This is a genomic window from Lonepinella sp. BR2474 (genome assembly GCF_051851555.1).
Lineage (GTDB): Bacteria > Pseudomonadota > Gammaproteobacteria > Enterobacterales > Pasteurellaceae > Lonepinella.
The window spans coordinates 219,785-238,022 of sequence record NZ_JBPDVH010000002.1 but is presented as its reverse complement, the minus strand read 5'-3'; the positions used below and the strand labels follow the sequence as shown (position 1 = coordinate 238,022).

The 18,238-nt window shown below is 41.4% G+C and carries 15 protein-coding genes; 10 read left to right on the top strand and 5 right to left on the bottom strand.

The window, feature by feature from the left end:
* Positions 1-13: 13 nt before the first annotated feature.
* Positions 14-1,489 (bottom strand): ribonuclease G, encoded by a 1,476-nt coding sequence (gene rng, locus ACTG7Q_RS03985; RefSeq protein ID WP_439241128.1) that lies wholly within the window; start codon positions 1,487-1,489, stop codon positions 14-16.
* 114 nt (positions 1,490-1,603) lie between these two features.
* Between rng and cmoB the strand changes: the two genes are divergently transcribed.
* Positions 1,604-2,569, top strand: coding sequence for a tRNA 5-methoxyuridine(34)/uridine 5-oxyacetic acid(34) synthase CmoB (gene cmoB, locus ACTG7Q_RS03980; protein ID WP_439241126.1), 966 nt, complete (start codon positions 1,604-1,606; stop codon positions 2,567-2,569).
* Positions 2,570-2,603: 34 nt separating this feature from the next.
* Here cmoB and ACTG7Q_RS03975 read toward each other — a convergent pair whose 3' ends face one another.
* On the bottom strand, positions 2,604-4,061 hold the full coding sequence (locus tag ACTG7Q_RS03975; RefSeq protein ID WP_439241124.1) for a leucyl aminopeptidase: 1,458 nt from the start codon (positions 4,059-4,061) through the stop codon (positions 2,604-2,606).
* 149 nt (positions 4,062-4,210) lie between these two features.
* On the opposite strand from ACTG7Q_RS03975, the gene lptF reads away from it, so the two are divergent.
* Both lptF and lptG read left to right on the top strand, forming a co-directional pair.
* The gene (gene lptF / locus ACTG7Q_RS03970; RefSeq protein ID WP_439241522.1) at positions 4,211-5,314 is read left to right on the top strand and encodes an LPS export ABC transporter permease LptF; all 1,104 of its coding nucleotides are present in this window, start codon (positions 4,211-4,213) and stop codon (positions 5,312-5,314) included.
* Positions 5,315-5,321: 7 nt separating this feature from the next.
* Positions 5,322-6,392: an LPS export ABC transporter permease LptG gene (lptG, locus tag ACTG7Q_RS03965; RefSeq protein WP_439241122.1), complete on the top strand. Its 1,071-nt coding sequence runs from the start codon at positions 5,322-5,324 to the stop codon at positions 6,390-6,392.
* A gap of 64 nt (positions 6,393-6,456) precedes the next feature.
* Here the strand turns inward: lptG and lysC are convergent, their stop codons facing one another.
* Positions 6,457-7,809 carry a lysine-sensitive aspartokinase 3 gene (gene lysC / locus ACTG7Q_RS03960; protein ID WP_439241120.1) on the bottom strand — a complete coding sequence of 451 codons (1,353 nt, stop codon included), beginning with the start codon at positions 7,807-7,809 and terminating at the stop codon, positions 6,457-6,459.
* 190 nt (positions 7,810-7,999) lie between these two features.
* On the opposite strand from lysC, the gene proQ reads away from it, so the two are divergent.
* From proQ to ACTG7Q_RS03935, 5 genes are all read left to right on the top strand, one after another.
* Positions 8,000-8,740 carry an RNA chaperone ProQ gene (proQ, locus tag ACTG7Q_RS03955; RefSeq protein WP_439241118.1) on the top strand — a complete coding sequence of 247 codons (741 nt, stop codon included), beginning with the start codon at positions 8,000-8,002 and terminating at the stop codon, positions 8,738-8,740.
* 108 nt (positions 8,741-8,848) lie between these two features.
* Positions 8,849-10,921: a carboxy terminal-processing peptidase gene (gene prc / locus ACTG7Q_RS03950; RefSeq protein ID WP_439241520.1), complete on the top strand. Its 2,073-nt coding sequence runs from the start codon at positions 8,849-8,851 to the stop codon at positions 10,919-10,921.
* 79 nt (positions 10,922-11,000) lie between these two features.
* Positions 11,001-12,473: a L,D-transpeptidase family protein gene (locus ACTG7Q_RS03945; protein ID WP_439241116.1), complete on the top strand. Its 1,473-nt coding sequence runs from the start codon at positions 11,001-11,003 to the stop codon at positions 12,471-12,473.
* Positions 12,474-12,571: 98 nt separating this feature from the next.
* Positions 12,572-13,135, top strand: a complete 564-nt coding sequence (locus ACTG7Q_RS03940) for a DUF882 domain-containing protein (RefSeq protein WP_439241113.1) — start codon at positions 12,572-12,574, stop codon at positions 13,133-13,135.
* 74 nt (positions 13,136-13,209) lie between these two features.
* Positions 13,210-13,839 carry an MBL fold metallo-hydrolase gene (locus ACTG7Q_RS03935; protein ID WP_439241111.1) on the top strand — a complete coding sequence of 210 codons (630 nt, stop codon included), beginning with the start codon at positions 13,210-13,212 and terminating at the stop codon, positions 13,837-13,839.
* Positions 13,840-13,885: 46 nt separating this feature from the next.
* Here ACTG7Q_RS03935 and ACTG7Q_RS03930 read toward each other — a convergent pair whose 3' ends face one another.
* Both ACTG7Q_RS03930 and erpA read right to left on the bottom strand, forming a co-directional pair.
* Entirely contained in the window at positions 13,886-14,251 is a 366-nt protein-coding gene (locus ACTG7Q_RS03930) for a YacL family protein (RefSeq protein ID WP_439241109.1), read from the bottom strand.
* A gap of 15 nt (positions 14,252-14,266) precedes the next feature.
* Positions 14,267-14,608 (bottom strand): iron-sulfur cluster insertion protein ErpA, encoded by a 342-nt coding sequence (erpA, locus tag ACTG7Q_RS03925; protein ID WP_439241107.1) that lies wholly within the window; start codon positions 14,606-14,608, stop codon positions 14,267-14,269.
* Positions 14,609-14,735: 127 nt separating this feature from the next.
* Between erpA and map the strand changes: the two genes are divergently transcribed.
* The gene (gene map / locus ACTG7Q_RS03920) at positions 14,736-15,539 is read left to right on the top strand and encodes a type I methionyl aminopeptidase (RefSeq protein ID WP_439241518.1); all 804 of its coding nucleotides are present in this window, start codon (positions 14,736-14,738) and stop codon (positions 15,537-15,539) included.
* 102 nt (positions 15,540-15,641) lie between these two features.
* A complete protein-coding gene (gene glnD / locus ACTG7Q_RS03915; RefSeq protein WP_439241105.1) occupies positions 15,642-18,218 on the top strand; it encodes a bifunctional uridylyltransferase/uridylyl-removing protein GlnD in 2,577 nt (858 codons plus the stop codon).
* Positions 18,219-18,238: the final 20 nt, after the last annotated feature.

Sequence of the window (18,238 nt, the reverse complement as noted above, 5' to 3'; positions counted from 1 at the left end):
CCATTGATTATATTTACATAACAACAACATCAAACTGTTCCTGATGATAAAACACCTCAGGACGCACTTGAACCTGCTTGCCAATAAACATCTCCACTTCCGCCAGCAACCCATGGCTTTCTTCCTTAATCAAATAATCCGCCACCGCTGGAGAAGCATAAATAGTAAATTGTTCACTGGAAAATAAATGATGTACCCGAATCACTTCACGCATAATTTCATAACACACGGTTTCCACTGTTTTACTGTGTCCCCGTCCTTGGCAAGCAGGGCAATCGTCACACAAAATATGCTCTAAACTTTCACGTGTACGTTTGCGGGTCATTTCCACTAAACCCAGTTGAGTAAAGCCATTGACGTTAGTTTTCACCGGATCTTTACTTAACGCCTCCTGTAAGGATTGTAAGACACGTTGACGGTGATCTTCGGTTTGCATATCAATAAAATCAATAATAATGATACCGCCTAAATTACGTAATTGTAACTGTTGTGCAATGGCTTGAGTGGCTTCAATATTGGTGTTAAAAATGGTTTCTTCCAAATTGCGATGACCGACAAATGCCCCTGTATTAATATCAATGGTGGTCATGGCTTCGGTTTGCTCAATAATTAAATAGCCGCCAGATTTTAAATTAACCCGTTTATTTAATGCGATATTAATAGCACTTTCCACCCCATATACATCAAATAGTGGCTGATCACCAGAATATAATACTAATTTATCGGTGAGTTCAGGCATAAATTCTTCGGTAAATTCTTTTACTTCCGCAAAGCAGAGTTTAGAATCAATACGGATTTTTTCAATGCCTTGCCCAATGAAATCACGTAATACCCGTTGGGTTAGGGCTAATTCACCATAGATTTTTGTTTTCGTTTTATATTTAGCTCGGCGTTCCATGACTTTTCGCCAAACACGTTTTAAAAAATCCGCATCTTGTTTTAATTCTTCTTCACTCACCCCTTCCGCTGCGGTTCGTACAATATAACCGCCAAGTTCATCACAATAGGGTTCGGCAAGAGCTTTTAATCTCGCTCTTTCTTCTTCGCTTTCAATACGTTGTGATACGCCCACATGGCTATTTTCTGGCATAAAGACTAAATAGCGAGAGGGGAGCGTAATATCGGTTGTCAATCTCGCCCCTTTGGTGCTGATCGGGTCTTTGACCACTTGTACCACAATATCTTGTCCCTCGTGAACTAATTGAGCAATGTCTTTCACCACAAATTGCTTTTGTTCATCTTCATTCACACATTCGGTATGTGAAACAATATCGGAGGCGTGTAGGAAAGCGGCTTTTTCTAAACCAATATCCACAAAAGCGGATTGCATACCAGGTAAAACACGTGTTACACGACCTTTATAAATATTCCCGACAATACCACGCTTGGCTTGGCGTTCAATATGCACTTCTTTTAAAATCCCCGAGTCCATCAAGGCAATTCTAGTTTCGTTCGGGGTAATATTGACTAATAATTCAACGGAATTCATTTGAGTTCCAACTTCCTAAATTTAAAAATGATGACCTAGGATAGCGAAAAGTAAAATAGAAATACAAGCACAAATCAGGTAAAATGTGACCTTTCTCAAATTTATGTGAATTTTATGATTGATTTTCGTCCTTTTTATCAACAAATTGCCACCACTAATTTATCGGCGTGGTTGGAAACATTGCCCTTGCAACTCAAACAATGGGAAAAACAAACCCATGGTGATTATGCTAAATGGGCAAAAGTCGTAGATTTTTTACCGCACTTAACGGCTGATCAGATTGATTTGAAAACTGCGGTGAAATCGGTGCGAGATTTGCCATTATCAGACGGTGAACAACAGCGTTTGGTTTATCATCTCAAACAGCTTATGCCGTGGCGAAAAGGGCCTTATCATCTGTATGGCGTACATATTGATTGTGAATGGCGGTCAGATTTTAAATGGGATCGGGTATTGCCGCATTTAGCCCCATTGCAAGATCGTACCATTTTAGATGTCGGCTGTGGCAGTGGTTATCACATGTGGCGAATGGTGGGCGAGGGGGCTAAAATGGTGGTCGGTATTGATCCGACAGAATTATTTTTATGTCAATTTGAAGCAGTTCGTAAACTGCTCAATCATGACCGCCGAGCGAATTTGATTCCTTTAGGCATTGAACAAATGCAACCGTTGGGTGTGTTTGATACGGTGTTTTCGATGGGCGTGTTATATCATCGCAAATCACCTTTAGATCACCTAAGCCAGCTGAAAGATCAGCTCCGCAAAGGGGGCGAGTTAGTGCTAGAAACCTTGGTGATTGATGGTGATGTGAATACCGTACTGGTGCCAGCAGATCGTTATGCCAAAATGAAAAATGTGTATTTTATCCCCTCTGTCGCCTGTTTGATTAACTGGTTACAAAAAGTCGGTTTTCGTCATGTACGTTGTGTTGATCAAGCCATGACGACATTGGAAGAACAGCGTAAAACAGATTGGTTAGACAATGAAAGCCTGATTGATTTTTTAGATCCGGAAGATCACAGTAAAACCATTGAGGGTTATCCCGCACCGAAAAGGGCAGTGATTATTGCCAATAAATAAAATTAAGGTGCGAATAAACGCACCTTATATTTTACTATTTCACTTGATTAATCAAAAACTGGGTGAGCAGCCCAACAGGTCGTCCAGTCGCCCCTTTATTCGCCCCTTGTAACCAAGCTGTGCCCGCAATATCTAAATGCGCCCAAGGGTATTTGGTCGCAAAATTGGCTAAAAACGCCCCTGCCGTAATGGCCCCACCAAAACGTCCGCCAATATTGGCTAAATCGGCAAAATTCGATTTAAGCTGCTCTTGATATTCTTCGCTTAACGGTAAACGCCATGCTTTATCTTGGCTTTGTTGTGAGGCTTGCAATAATTGGGCAGAAAGATCATCATTGGTCGAAACTAAACCACTGTTATGCAGACCTAATGCAATCATACAAGCGCCCGTTAAGGTGGCAATATCAATTACACATTCAGGATCAAAACGTTCAACGTAAGTCAAGGTATCACACAATACTAAACGTCCCTCTGCGTCCGTATTGAGTACTTCTACGGTTAATCCATTCATGGTGGTCAGAATATCACCAGGGCGATACGCATTGCCGTCAGGTAGGTTTTCACAACCTGCCAACACGCCAATCACGTTGAGGGGTAATTGCAATTCAACTAAAGCGTTCATCACACCCAAGACACTCGCTGCACCGCACATATCGTATTTCATTTCGTCCATCTCCGCAGCGGGTTTCAGCGAAATACCGCCGGCGTCAAAGGTGAGTCCTTTTCCGACTAACACGATAGGTTTGGCATTGGGATTCGGGTGATTTTTATAGTCTAAAATACTCAGTTTAGCTTCATTGTGTGAACCACGTGAAACGGCTAAATAAGCGTTCATACCTAATTTCGCCATATCTTTTTCGTCTAGAACGGTGGTGGTTAAAAGTGCGGTGCGTTTTTCAAGATTTTTTGCTTGTTCACTTAAATAGCTTGGTGTACACACATTCGGTGGGCAATTAGCCACATCTTTGGCTATTTTTACTCCTAAAGCAATGGCTTTCGCATGCTGAATCGCTTGTTCTGCTTGTGGCACATCCGTATGGAAAATAATTTCGCTTAATTTGTGTTGAACGTCGCTTTTCTTGCTTTTAAATTGATCGAAAATATACTCTTCAGCGGCAAAGGTTTCGAGAGCAAAACGAACATTCCAATATAAATCACGATCTTTAATGTTGACATCGGTTAAGCCATTCACCAAGGTTTTGGTGGCGGTTTGTTTAACAAATTGAATCGCTTTTTGTGCAATCTGTTTAAATTCACGTTCGCTGATTTCACCTTGTTTGCCCGCTCCCACCAAAATTAAACGTTGCCCATGTTGGCGTAACAAACTGATCTGTCCGATTTTTCCTGAAATTTCACCGCACTTGATAAGCGCACTTATTTCCCCTGCGTTATCAAATTGTTTGGCCGTATTTGACAGTTCGCCTTGTTCAAAAATAGCGAGTAAAATGGCATTTGCACTGGAAAGTGCGGTGGTGTTTGCTGAATATTTCATCTGTTTTCCTACTGTTTTTATCGTTAAAAATAGGGTATCATAGCCGACTAGCTTTATACCGACAAAGTGCGGTTTAAATTACCCCAATTTTTATAAATTGCAAGTAAAATCTTGTGATGAAAGACTTGCAATACAAGAACAGGCATAATGTGATTTTAAATAGATATTTATTTAAGGAAGTATTCAAAAGCCAAGTGGCCATTTTGTTTATTTTACTTCTGATTTTCTTTTGTCAACAATTAGTTAGAGTATTAGGTTCGGCGGCGAATGGTAAAGTGCCTGCGGATTTAGTGGTATCTTTGCTTGGGCTAGGTATGCCAACCATGGCGCAATTAATGTTGCCATTGTCATTATTTATTGCGATCTTACTCACGTTAGGGCGATTATACGCAGAAAGTGAAATTACCGTCATGCGTGCTTGTGGCGTGGGTTCTCGCCTATTGGTGAAAGTGGTGTTGATTTTATCGGTGTTTACCGCAGGATTAGCCGCTTACAATGCTCTCTGGCTTTCACCTTGGGCGATCAAAAAACAAACCGAAATTGTGGAAGATGCCAAAGCCAATCCTCGTATGGCCGCCTTAAGTTCGGGTCAGTTTATGTCCTCCGATAATGGTGATTTTGTTTTATTTATTAATGAGATTAGCCAGAATAAAATCCATGATGTGTATATTTTCCAAATGAAACCGAAGAAAAACTTTAAACCGGCCGTGGTGACGGCGGAAACGGGCGAGTTAACCTCCTTGCCCAATGGTGACCAGTTGTTAAGTTTGGAAAATAGCCAACGCATTGAGGGAACGGCGGTATTACCGGATTTTCGAGTGACCAATTTTGCACAATATCATGCGTATTTAGGCCATCAAATAGCGGATGCCAAAGAGTCTGATGAGGCCGCAGTGTTAAACTTTGCCGAGTTAACGCAAGCCAAATCCAATGCCGCAAAAGCCGAATTCCATTGGCGACTTACCTTAGTGTTGGCGGTGCCATTAATGGCCTTATTGGCGGTGCCGTTAAGCCGTGTGAATCCACGTCAAGGCAGATTTGCGAAAATTTTACCCGCACTTTTATTATATTTAATCTATTTCTTAGCACAAAGTTCCTTGAAATCCTCGGGTGGCGCAGGGAAACTTGACGCAAGTTTATGGATGCCGTTGGTGAATGTGATTTTCTTTGTGTTGGGTATCGTGTTAAATAGTTGGGAAACGGCATTTATGTATAAAATGCGTAATTTGCTCAATAAACCAAAGGCGGCATAGAAAAATGATGATGAATACCTTAGAACGTTATATTGGCAAAAGTATTTTAGGTACCATTTTTGCGACCTTGCTCACCTTAGTGGGTTTATCGGCGATTATTAAATTTGTGGAACAATTTCGTAGCGTCGGAAAAGGCTCTTACGACAGTCTGCAAGCGATTGTATATACGCTGTTGACCATGCCAAAAGATGTGGAAACCTTTTTCCCGATGGCCGCCTTATTGGGCGCTTTAATTGCCTTGGGTAATTTGGCTAGCCGTAGTGAACTGATCGTCATGCAATCTGCCGGTTTTTCACGTTTAAAAATTGGTTTGGCTGTGATGAAAACCGCTTTACCCTTGGTGATCTTAACTATGATCATTGGTGAATGGGGCATTCCACAAACAGAACAATATGCACGTGATATGCGGGCTAAAGCCATTTCGGGCGGTTCCATTATGTCCGTCAAAAATGGTGTGTGGGCGAAAGATGGCAATGATTTTATTTTTGTGCGAACCATTAATGAAGGGGCGCAATTAAATGATATTTATATTTATCATTTTAATGAGCAACGTAAACTTGAGCAAATGACTCATGCCAATCAGGGGATGTATGAAGAGGGTGAATGGGTTCTCAAGAATATTAATACGTCGCAAATTAGTGAAGAACAGGTGACGACCAAAAATAAATTAATGGATAAATGGAAAACCAATCTGACACCAGATAAATTAGGCATTGTATCGTTAAGACCCACATCATTGTCTATTTCCGGCTTATCCGATTACATCAGCTTTTTAAAGCAAACTGGCCAAGATAGCAAAAAATTTGAGTTAACCTATTGGCGGAAATTATTCCAACCGATTTCCGTTGGCGTGATGATGTTGTTGGCATTGTCCTTTATTTTCGGCCCGCTACGTAGCGTGACCGCCGGCGCCAGAATTGTGGCGGGGATTTGTTTTGGTTTCTTGTTCTATGTGGTGAATGAGATTTTTGGGCCATTAAGTTTAGTCTATAACGTTCCACCTTTAGCGGGCGCCTTAATGCCTAGTTTGCTGTTTTTGATCATTACTTGGTGGCTGTTGAGTCGGAAACGGGATTAATAAACAACAAAAAAGAGTTGATGGGAATCAACTCTTTTTGTTTATGTTCAATCTGTTTTTTCTATTATTCAAACAGTTCTTTATGCAATGCACGCACCACATCATCAGCTTGATGGCTTGGGACTAAGGTGCAAATATTATTGGTACTCGCACCGTAGCTGATCATGCGGATATGGTATTGTTCAAGTGCGCCGAATACACGTTTGGCGACGCCTGAGGCAATATGTAAATCATTGCCAATTAAGGCCACTAAGGATAATCCCGTATCCACTTTTACTGTACAAACTTCGCTTAATTCCGCTAACAATTCACTGGAAAGCAGATCCGCTCCAGAAGAGGCGGAACCCGTTTTATCAAGGGTTAATGCCACGCTGACTTCGGAGGTGGTGATGGTATCTACGGATATTTTATGTTTAGCTAAGATACCGAAAACGTTGGCTAAAAAACCTTGCGCATGTAGCATGTTTAGGCTTGATAAGGTGAGTAAGGTTTGATCACGACGTAGGGCTATGGCACGAAACGTCGGACGTGGTTGTGGATCACGAGTCACCCAAGTGCCTCCATCTTGCGGGGCTTTGCTTGAACCCACATAAACAGGGATATTACTGCGCACGGCAGGAAGTAATGTAGCAGGGTGCAAGACTTTGGCGCCAAAGGTCGCCATTTCAGCCGCTTCCGCAAAGCTCATGGTATCAATACGTTGCGCATTTGGTACAATGCGAGGGTCGGTGGTGTAAATGCCAGCAACATCCGTCCAAATTAACACATCTTTGGCATTTAATACTTCCGCAATTAAGGCGGCAGAGTAGTCAGAACCGCCACGGCCTAAAGTCGTGGTTTTGCCCTCTGCATCACGTCCGATAAAGCCTTGTGTAATCACCAATTCTCCCCGATTAATCAGCGGTTTTAAAATCAGATCACTGTTTTTCTGGGTTAATTCATCATCGGGTGCGGCTTTGCCGAAATGGCTATTGGTGGCCACAATGGTACGGACATCCACCCAAGTGGCTTGTGCATTTAATTCACGCAACACTTCAATGAAAATATGGGTTGACATCATTTCACCGTGACTGATTAATTCATCAGTTAGAGCGGGAGAGGTCGCTAAGCTAGCGGCCTCAGAAAGTGATTCAATATTATTTAATAAACGCTCAATTTCTGGGCGAACGAGCGTATCATTTTTTAATTCAAGCAAAATATTTTCTTGAATTTGACGGATTTCACCAATTAATTTTTTCCGTTGTGCGCCGTCTACACCGTTGGCTAAAGCCACTAACAGGTTGGTGACGCCCGCCGAGGCCGATAAAACCACCACTCGGGTATTGGGATCAGCGATCACGATATTGGCACAGGCGACCATGGCGGCATGGTTGGCGACACTGGTGCCACCAAATTTAGCGATAGATAAATGCGACATAAAATGTTCTCCAAAAAATAAAACAAATAACGAAAAGTATAGAAATATCGGTTTAATGAAATCTTGTCAATATTTTTATGTGAATTTCAGGGGGAAAAATAAAAGCGCCTGAAATTTTATCCATAAATGATTGCGTCTGGCGGATAAAGTGCGGTAAAATGTGGCATATTTTTTATTCTAAGATTTTAATATGACAACAGAACAAACAACAGCACAAACAGAAGTACAAGCGGACACACAAACAACACAAATTGCGCCACAAGCTCAGCAGGAAAGCACCAACACAGAGAACGTAAGACATTCCAATAAAGAAGTGATTGCGTATTTGGCGGAAAAATTTCCCCTTTGTTTTAGTGTCGAGGGTGAGGCAAAACCGTTAAAAATTGGCTTATTCCAAGATTTAGCTGAGGCGTTAGCGGATGATGAATTTGTTAGCAAAACCCAGTTACGTTATGCGTTACGTCAATACACGTCTAATTGGCGTTATTTACATGGTTGTCGTTTAGGTGCAGAGCGCGTGGATTTACAAGGTAATCCCGTTGGTGTGCTTGAACAAGAACATGTTGAACATGCACAACAACAATTAGCCGAGGCGAAAGCAAAATTGGCGGAAAAACGTGCGGCAGAAAAAGCAGCAGCAAAAGAAAAAATGAAAAAACGCCCAACTCGTAAGCCACAGCACAATAAACCGCATAATAAAGCCAACAACAAGCCAGTAAATGCGCATGCGGCCAGTGCGAATTCCGCAGAAAAACCACAAAAATTGACCGCAGTTTCTTTGGCGAGCTTAAAGCAAAATGCACGGATTAAAGTCAAAGTAGGCGAAAGTGTGAAAAGTGCGGTGATTTTAGAAATAGTTAAAGATACGGCACGTGTGCAATTAGATAATGGTTTGGTGATGAATGTCACCGCAGATCGTTTATTTGCATAATATGCTTTTCATGCCGTCACCTCAATCCAGAGGCATGACGGCATTTGAACATCTTATAGGCGACCTAGCAGATGTTTTTCTTTTATTAGGAAAGTCAAAATGAAGTTGATGAAAACACAATATATTTCAGTTTTATTGGCAACCCTGTTTTTCTCGGGCGCCATCAATGCGGTAGCGCCGACATTGAAAGCGAGTGATATTAAACTACCACAAGCGAGCGAAGAAAATACCTTGGCGACGAAACGTGTGACAACCCGTTTAACCCAATCACATTATCGCAAGTTTCAATTAGATGATGCGTTTTCTAGCAAGATTTTCGATCGTTATGTGGACTTATTAGATTATAGCCATAACTTGTTTATTCAATCGGATATTGATGATTTACGTACAAAATACGCAACACAATTAGATGATGAGCTAAACGAGGGTAAGTTGGATATTGCCTTTGCAATGTATGACTTGATGACACAACGTCGTTATGAACGTTATGTTTATGCACTTTCTTTATTGGATAATGAGCCGAATTTAACCAGCAATGATCAAATTGAAATTGATCGTAAGAAAGCGCCTTTTGCCAAAAGTGCAGAAGAGGCGAATAAATTGTGGGAACAACGGGTTAAAAATGACGTTATTGAGCTGAAATTAAAAGACAAAAAATGGCCAGAGATTAAAAAGACCCTGACCAAACGTTATAATCTAGCCATTCGTCGTTTAACCCAAACCAAAGCCGATGATATTACGCAGCTTTATTTAAATGCGTTTGCTCGTGAAATCGATCCGCATACCAGTTACTTGTCACCTCGTGCAGCGAAAAACTTTAATGAAAGCATGAATTTATCGTTGGAAGGTATTGGTGCAACCTTACGTCAAGAAGATGATATGACGATTATTCAGTCTCTGGTGCCTGGTGCGCCGGCAGCTCGTAGCAAAAAACTGAAAGCCGGTGATAAAATTGTCGGTGTCGGTCAAGCCAAAGGCGAAATTGAAGATGTGGTCGGCTGGCGTTTAGAAGATGTCGTCGATAAAATCAAAGGTAAAAAAGGTAGTCAAGTTCGCTTAGAAATCGAACCAGAAAAAGGCGGTAAAAATAAAATTATTACCTTAATCCGAGATAAAGTGCGGATTGAGGACAGTGCGGCCAAATTAACCGTTGAAAAGGTCAATGGTGAAAATGTTGCAGTGATTAAAATTCCGACCTTTTACATTGGGTTAACTGCGGATGTACGTAAATTATTAGCGGACATGAAAAAGAAAAAAGCCACCTCACTGATTATTGATTTACGTGAAAATGGTGGCGGTGCGTTAACTGAGGCGGTTGAATTGAGCGGTTTGTTTATTTCTGACGGCCCAGTAGTACAAGTTCGAGATGCCTATAATCGTATTCGAGTGCATGAAGACCCAGATAATACACAAGTGTATTCTGGCCCACTATTGGTGATGATTAACCGTTATAGTGCCTCGGCCTCTGAGATTTTCTCTGCGGCTATGCAAGATTATAACCGTGGCATTATTGTGGGGCAAAATACCTTTGGTAAAGGTACCGTACAACAAAGTCGTTCGTTAAATTTTGTGTATGATTTGAGTCAAGAACCGTTAGGTTTTATTCAATATACCATTCAGAAATTTTATCGTATTGATGGTGGCAGTACTCAGTTAAAAGGGGTGGCCGCAGATATCAAGTACCCTGAAATTATTGATGCGAAAGAAAGCGGTGAAGAAAAAGAAGATAATGCGTTGCCTTGGGATAAAATTCCTGCGGCAACCTATTCTGAAGTAGATAAAGCTCGTCAGGCAGTGGATGTATTAAATGAAAAACATGTACAACGTATCGCCAAAGATCCAGAATTTGTGGCGTTAAAAGAAGATCTAAAAATTCGTGATGAACGTCGTGAGCGTAAGTTTTTGTCGTTGAATTATCAAGTGCGTAAAGCGGAACATGATAAAGATGATGCAAGACGTTTAAAAGCCTTGAATGAACGCTTTGCTAGAGAAGGTAAAAAAGCCTTAAAAAATCTGGATGATTTAGCCAAAGACTATGAGGCGCCAGATTTCTTCTTAAAAGAGACGGAAAAAATGGCAGTCGATTTCGTGAAGTTTCAGGGAGAGCATGCGTATTCAAGCATGAAAAAATCAGCAGACAGTGTTTCTTCAGACACGAAAGCTGTCAGTCAAAATCAATAATTTTTTACCGCACTTTAGCAAAGATTAGGGTGTATACGCAAAAAGTGCGGTGTGTTTTAATGTCATTTAAGGATGTTTAATGAAAACAACAGCAAAACCATTTAGATTTGCCCCATTAGTGATTTTAATTTCTGGGTTATGTACTAGCTGTACGGTGTCAGATTACTTTAATGCAAGCGCCAACGTCGATCCGAAAGAAAGCATTAATGTGGAGCAAGCGAATCAACAAATTGCGGAGGCAAAAGCAGCGGAACAAGCCCGTATTGCCTTAGAAAAACAGCAACAAGCTGAGGCGCAAGCCATGCAATTACTTGCGAATCAACCGGTGCAATTTCTGCCAACATTAGCCAAAATTTATGCGGCAAGAGATTTTGCCCCAATTTGGCAAGATGATGCAGCGAAAAAGAAATTCTTACATGAATATGCGGCTTTTGTGGCAAGTGGTATTTCACGTTCTGCCGCTACTGAATTAGAATCGATCAGTGCGACCCCTGTGGATGACATTAAGCATGATATGTTAGTCACGGATGCGTTCTTAGGTTATATGCACTATACACAAAAAGTGCCGAATTCCGCTCAAAGTTGGTTGTATTCGCAAAATAGCTACAAATCAGATAAACCGACGGATGAATCTATTGATAAATGGTTAAGTGCGGTGCAAAATAATCAACATTCTGAATTTGTGAATCAAATTGCCTCTAAGAATCATCTTTATCAGGAAACCTTGCAACGTATTGCGAGTAACTTGGCAACGGGTAAAGTGAAATCCAATGCAGAATTGTATAAATTAGCTTTAAATGCCCAACGTTTACGGATTATTCCAAGTTTTGATAATGGGATTTTTGTGAACATTCCAAGCTACCAGTTGAATTACTACCGTGATGGTAATCTTGTGCTAAACTCCCGTGTTATCGTGGGTAAACCCGCACGTAAAACGCCTGTCATGTACAGTAAACTCAGCAACGTGGTGGTTAACCCGCCTTGGAGTGTGCCGAGTACGATTTTGAGCAAAGATTTAGTGCCAAAACTCGCTCGTGATCCAGGTTACGCAGATCGTGCCAGTTTAGAAATCTTTGATGGCAGTGGTAATAAAGTGAGTGCGTATAATGTGAATTGGTCACAATATGTGAATAAAAAAGGTATTCCTTACCGTATTCGCCAAAAAGCAGGGGATAACAGCGCATTAGGCCGTTTTAAATTTAATATGCCAAGTTCCGATGCGATTTATTTGCACGATACACCAAACCATAGCCTCTTTAGTAAAACCGATCGTGCCTTGAGTTCTGGTTGTGTTCGTGTATCTAAATCCGATGAGTTAGCCAGCATCCTATTAAAAGAGGCGGGTTGGACAATGGATAAAAAACAACGTGTTTTAACTAGCAAGAAAACCACGTCGGTACCAATTCAATCCAGTAACCCTGTGTATTTATATTATGTCACGACTTGGGTTGAAAATGGCAAAGTACAAACCGCACCAGATATTTATGGTTACGATGGTAAGCTCAGCGCACCAAGCTATATTAATTGGACAACGGTACAAAAATATCTTTAATGGTGAAGATAATATAAAATTATCGGATAATAATTTGAACTAAATCGAATATCGTTGTTCTAAGTAAGAATGATATTCACCAATATAGAGAAGAAAAAATGACAGAAATTAACCATAGTCGCCGCAAGTGGTTATCTTTAGGAGGTATTGTGCTGGGAGCAGCAACATTAGCGCCTAACTCCGTGTTAGCGGTTGTTTCCACTCCAAAACCACGAATTTTGCGTTTAAGAAGTATTAACACAGGAGAAACATTTAGCTCTGAATTTTCCGCAGGGAAAGGCTTTTCTAGCGCCACTATGCAGAAATTAAATTGGTTTATGCGTGACTGGCATGTGAATCGTTCACGGGCCATGGATCCGAATTTATTTACCAAATTGTATAATATTCAATCTGGTTTAGGCTTACGCAATACCGAAATCTTAGTGATTTCCGGTTATCGCACCCAAGCGACCAATAATCGTATGCACCGTCGTTCTCGTGGTGTGGCCTCAAATAGTTATCACATTAAAGGCCAAGCCGTGGACTTCCGTATTGAGGGTGTACCATTAGCGAAAGTGAAATCCGCCGCCGAACATCTGCATAATGGTGGTGTGGGTTATTATCCAAGAAGTAACTTTGTACACGTAGACACTGGGCCAGTACGTACTTGGCGTGGTTCATGAGATAAAAATACCGAGAAACAAGACCGCACTTTTGCGGTTTTGTTGTTTTATACTGGTTTATGTGAGGGAAAAACATGAATATTGACATCATTCCCGTTACGCCATTTCAGCAAAACTGTTCACTGATTTGGAATGACGAAAAAAAAGCAGCGATTATCGATCCCGGTGGCGACACCCTGAAATTAATTAAGCGGATTGAACAACATGGCCTTGATTTACAAGCTATTTTGTTGACCCATGGCCATTTAGATCATGTGGGCGCAGCGGAAAAATTAAAACAGCATTTTCAAGTCGACATTTTAGGTTCTCATTCTTTGGATAAGATCTTATTTGACAGCTTACCGCAACAATCTCGTCAATTTGGTCTGTTTGAAATTTCGGCTTTTGTACCTGATCGTTGGTTAGATACCGAGGGTGAAATCTTAAATATTGCGGGTTTTAGCTTTGAAATTCTGCATTTACCTGGTCATGCCCCCGGTCATATTGGTTTTATTGAACATCAAGAGGGCATTGCGTTTACGGGAGATGTGTTGTTTAAACAAGGCATTGGGCGAACCGATTTATTGGGTGGCAACCATGCTCAATTAATCGATACCATTAAACAAAAAATGTTTAAATTGCCTGATGATATGGTGGTGCTACCCGGTCATGGCCCACACACCACGATTGGTCAAGAGAAATTAAATAATCCTTTTGTGAAATAACGTTTTGAAATATGGGCGTAGGCTATACGCCCTGATCTCGGTTAAGTTAGCCGACAAATTCCAAATAAGATCGCAAAAACCGCTCAAAATCTTCCAAACCGAGAAAGGCGATACTTTCTTCATCGTAATAATGAAAATCCGGTTCTAATTCCGTTGTATCTTGATGAATGGCTAAATTATTGGCTCGAATCATTACTTCATCCGCATTAATAAACAGGCTATATTCTTTACCAAACAGCTGGCTTTCTTGCTCTGGCGTGAAAGATTTGGCTATCTGTAATTGTGCAAGTGCGGTGGAAATTAATTGAGAATTTGAGGGGACTTCCGTATTAAACCAGTTGGCAACAGCAAAATGCTCCATTGAACATTTTGCCATGACCTGACCTTGTAACAGGGTAAATTGGAAATCCATGAATTGAAAAGAAAATTAGATACTAAACGACGAGCCACAACCACAAGTGCTAGAGGCATTCGGATTTTGCACCACAAAACGGGAGCCTTCTAAGCCCTCAACATAATCAATGGTACCGCCAATTAAATATTGCAAACTCATGGGATCCACCACCAGTTGCACGCCTGAATTTTCCACGGTCAAATCGCCATCATTGACTTTTTCATCAAAGGTGAAGCCATATTGGAACCCACTACAACCGCCACCGGTAATATAAACACGTAATTTAAGGGCTAAATTTTCTTCATCGGTAATCAATGCTTTCACCTTGTTAGCGGCCGCATCGGTAAAATTAATTGGTACTGAAATCTCTGACATCACATTTTCCCACAATAAAAATTTCTGCCATTATCTAATAACCGACTAATTCATTCAAGGATATTTTTATTTCAATCGGGTTTAGTGCTATTATATAGGCAATATTTTTAGATCAAGAGATAAGATGATGTCCATTCCATTAAGAACAGAACAAGAAATTGAAAAATTGCGAGTCGCCTGCAAATTAGCGGCGGATGTGTTAGTGATGATTGAACCGCATATTAAAGCGGGCGTGAGTACGGGCGAATTGGATCGTATTTGTCATGATTATATGGTGAACGAACAAAAAGTGATTCCCGCCTGTTTGAACTATCACGGCTTTCCGAAAGCCACCTGCATTTCCCTTAACGAAGTCGTCTGTCATGGCATTCCAAGTGATGATAAGATTTTGAAAAATGGGGATATTTTAAATATCGATGTGACCGTGATTAAAGACGGCTATTATGGCGATAATTCCAAAATGTACATTGTGGGCGACACCAATATTCGTAGCCAAAAATTAGTTGAGGCTGCACAAGAGGCGTTATATGTGGGTTTGCGAGCCGTGAAACCTGGGATTCGTTTAAAAGAAATTGGCCGTGCGGTGCAAAAATATACGGAATCACAAACCTTTAGCGTGGTGCGTGAATACTGTGGCCATGGCATTGGCGACCAGTTCCACAGCGAACCACAAGTGTTGCATTATTATGCCGATGACGGTGGCGTTGTGTTACAAAAAGGCATGGTGTTTACCATTGAACCTATGATTAACGCCGGTAAAAAAGAAGTGCGCTTAATGGGCGACGGTTGGACCGTCAAAACCAAAGATCGTAGCCATTCCGCCCAATATGAACATCAAATTGTGGTCACAGAAAATGGTTGTGAAGTGATGACGATTCGTGAAGAAGAAGAGAAAGTAGGGCGAATTAGCCGTTTTATGGTGAATGAATAGAAATTAACGTAGGGGCGTATTGCATACGCCCTTTTGCTCGATCTTTTTTGAGCGTATGTAATACGCCCCAATCCCTGAAAAATTAAATTTAATTAGAAAATCATGCAAACACTCAGCCCAACCTACATCAAACAACAGCGAGAATTGCTGAAACAGCAAGAATTAGACAATTTTGCGCAAACGGACGTAAATGCCCTGATTTTACACCGCACTTTATTTTGCGATCAGCTCCTTTGTCAGCTTTGGCAACAGTTCCAATTAGATCATGCGCCCTTAACTTTGATTGCGGTCGGGGGCTATGGGCGACAAGAAATGTTTCCCTTGTCCGATCTGGACTTTTTAATTTTATCTGAACAACCAAATTCCCCAGAAGTCGAGCAAAAGCTCAGGGATTTTATTCAATTCTTATGGGATTGTAGCTTTGATGTGGGGGCGAGTGTGCGTACCTTAAGTGAGTGCGACGAACAAGGCCGTGCGGATATTAGCATTGCCACTAACTTATTGGAAAGCCGCTATCTTTGCGGTAACGCAGAAAATTTTGAAAAATTAACCGCACTCTTGAGCCAACCCGATTTTTGGCCAAGAGAAACGTTTTTTAAGGCGAAAGTCGAGGAAAAACAACAACGTTATCAACGCTATAACAATACGAGCTATAACCTAGAACCCGATATCAAATACAGCCCCGGTGGCTTGCGTGATTTGCACCTGATTTACTGGATTGCTTTACGTCATTCCCACGCCATCACCTTACAAGAGATTTTACAAGCGGGCTTGCTGTACCCCGAAGAATATGGGTTATTGCAATACCATCAGCAATTTTTATTCAAAGTGCGTTTTGCTTTACACTTAATCTTAAAACGCTATGACAACCGCTTATTGTTTGATCGCCAAGTGAAGATTGCCGAATTATTAGGCTATCAAGGCAACGGCAATCAAGGCGTTGAGCAGATGATGAAACGCTTTTTTCAAGCCTTACAAACCATTTCAGGGCTAAGTGATGTGTTAACCAAACATTATCGAGAGCATTTTTTGGTCGGGCGTTTTGTGTTAAATAAAAGTGCGGTGCAAAATTCACGTATTTTTTTAGACCGACATTTTCTGTTGCAAAATAATTTGATTTGTTTAATTCAAGAAAATGGCTTTATTACTGAACCCGATACTATATTGGATTTATTCTATCATCTCACCGCCCAACCACAGGCAGAGATTCATTCCTCTGTGCTACGCCAGTTGCATATTGCCTTAAAGCAACAACGCCAACCGCTCAGTGAATTGCCGCTTGCTCGAGAAAAATTTTTACGTGTCTTATCACAGCCCAACGCCATTGCACGGGCGATTATCCCCATGCACCAATATGGCGTTTTCAGCGCCTATCTTCCCCAATGGCAAGGCATTGAGGGCTTAATGCAATTTGATTTATTTCATGTGTACACCGTAGACGAACATACCATGCGAGTGTTGCTTACCTTGGAACGTTTTTTACAGCCAGAAAGTGAATCAGATTACCCCATTTGTCATCAAGTGTTTCCCACTATTGCCGACCGCACGTTGCTTTATATCAGTGCCTTATTTCATGATATTGCCAAAGGGCGAGGTGGCGATCATGCGGAACTTGGGGCGGAGGACGTGCGGAAATTTGCTCAACAGCATGGCTTTGACGCCCGAGAAACGGCCTGCATGGAATGGTTAGTCAAACAGCATTTATTGATGTCAACGGTGGCACAACGGCGTGATATTTACGATCCCGAAGTGGTGATGGCCTTTGCGGAAGAGGTGCAAAATAAAGTTCGCTTAGATTTATTGCTTTGTTTAACCGTCGCTGATATTTGCGCCACCAATCAGACGCTGTGGAACAGTTGGAAATTGGCCTTATTCACCACTTTGTATCAATCCACCTTGAAACAATTTGCCCAAGGTATGGATCAGCTTTTGGATAATCAGAAAACTATTGATGAAAATCGTCATCAGGCGTTGAACATGCTCAACCCATCTCAGCAACAACCTATCCAAACCTTATGGCAACGTTGCCCTGATGATTATTTCTTACGCAATACGCCAAAAGAACTGGTCTGGCATTTTGAATTGCTCGAGAAGATGACCCAACAACCCTTGGTCAAAATCAGTAACCGTTTTTCCGACGGTGGCACGGAAGTCTTTGTGTATTGCCAAGATCAACCTAATTTATTTTACAAAGTCGTGGCCACCATTGGGGCGAAAAAAATCAGTATTCATAATGCTAAAATCAGCACCAGCCTAGACGGTTATGTGTTAGATACCTTTATTGTCACCGAATTAAACGGCGACTTATTGCCCTTTGATCGCCGCCGTGATTTAGAAAAAAGCCTCACCACCGCCTTAACCCAAGAAAAGCTGCCCATTTTGTCCAGTTCAAGCAACCCCAAATTGGCGCATTTTCAGGTTAAAACGGACGTTCGTTTTCTCGACACCAAAAAAGCCGAACACACCGAAATGGAACTCTTTGCTTTAGACAAAGCGGGCTTATTGGCAGCCGTCAGCCAAGTTTTCAGCGAGCTACATCTGAATATTATTAACGCCAAAATCACCACCGTCGGCGCCAGAGCGGAGGACTTTTTTATGCTGACTAACGCCCAGAATAAAGCACTAAATGAAACCGAGCGACATCAGTTAGAGGCCTTGTTGTTGGCGCGGTTGGGATAAAAAATTCCCCTGTTGAACAG

Excerpts from the sequence above, each read along its gene's own strand:
- proQ (WP_439241118.1), top strand. The coding sequence starts at position 8,000 with ATGACAACAGAACAAACAACAGCACAAACAGAAGTACAAGCGGACACA.
- map (WP_439241518.1), top strand. The coding sequence starts at position 14,736 with ATGTCCATTCCATTAAGAACAGAACAAGAAATTGAAAAATTGCGAGTC.
- erpA (WP_439241107.1), bottom strand. The coding sequence starts at position 14,608 with ATGTCAGAGATTTCAGTACCAATTAATTTTACCGATGCGGCCGCTAAC.
- ACTG7Q_RS03930 (WP_439241109.1), bottom strand. The coding sequence starts at position 14,251 with ATGGATTTCCAATTTACCCTGTTACAAGGTCAGGTCATGGCAAAATGT.
- rng (WP_439241128.1), bottom strand. The coding sequence starts at position 1,489 with ATGAATTCCGTTGAATTATTAGTCAATATTACCCCGAACGAAACTAGA.
- lysC (WP_439241120.1), bottom strand. The coding sequence starts at position 7,809 with ATGTCGCATTTATCTATCGCTAAATTTGGTGGCACCAGTGTCGCCAAC.
- prc (WP_439241520.1), top strand. The coding sequence starts at position 8,849 with ATGAAAACACAATATATTTCAGTTTTATTGGCAACCCTGTTTTTCTCG.
- cmoB (WP_439241126.1), top strand. The coding sequence starts at position 1,604 with ATGATTGATTTTCGTCCTTTTTATCAACAAATTGCCACCACTAATTTA.
- glnD (WP_439241105.1), top strand. The coding sequence starts at position 15,642 with ATGCAAACACTCAGCCCAACCTACATCAAACAACAGCGAGAATTGCTG.
- ACTG7Q_RS03945 (WP_439241116.1), top strand. The coding sequence starts at position 11,001 with ATGAAAACAACAGCAAAACCATTTAGATTTGCCCCATTAGTGATTTTA.
- ACTG7Q_RS03935 (WP_439241111.1), top strand. The coding sequence starts at position 13,210 with ATGAATATTGACATCATTCCCGTTACGCCATTTCAGCAAAACTGTTCA.
- ACTG7Q_RS03975 (WP_439241124.1), bottom strand. The coding sequence starts at position 4,061 with ATGAAATATTCAGCAAACACCACCGCACTTTCCAGTGCAAATGCCATT.
- ACTG7Q_RS03940 (WP_439241113.1), top strand. The coding sequence starts at position 12,572 with ATGACAGAAATTAACCATAGTCGCCGCAAGTGGTTATCTTTAGGAGGT.
- lptG (WP_439241122.1), top strand. The coding sequence starts at position 5,322 with ATGATGAATACCTTAGAACGTTATATTGGCAAAAGTATTTTAGGTACC.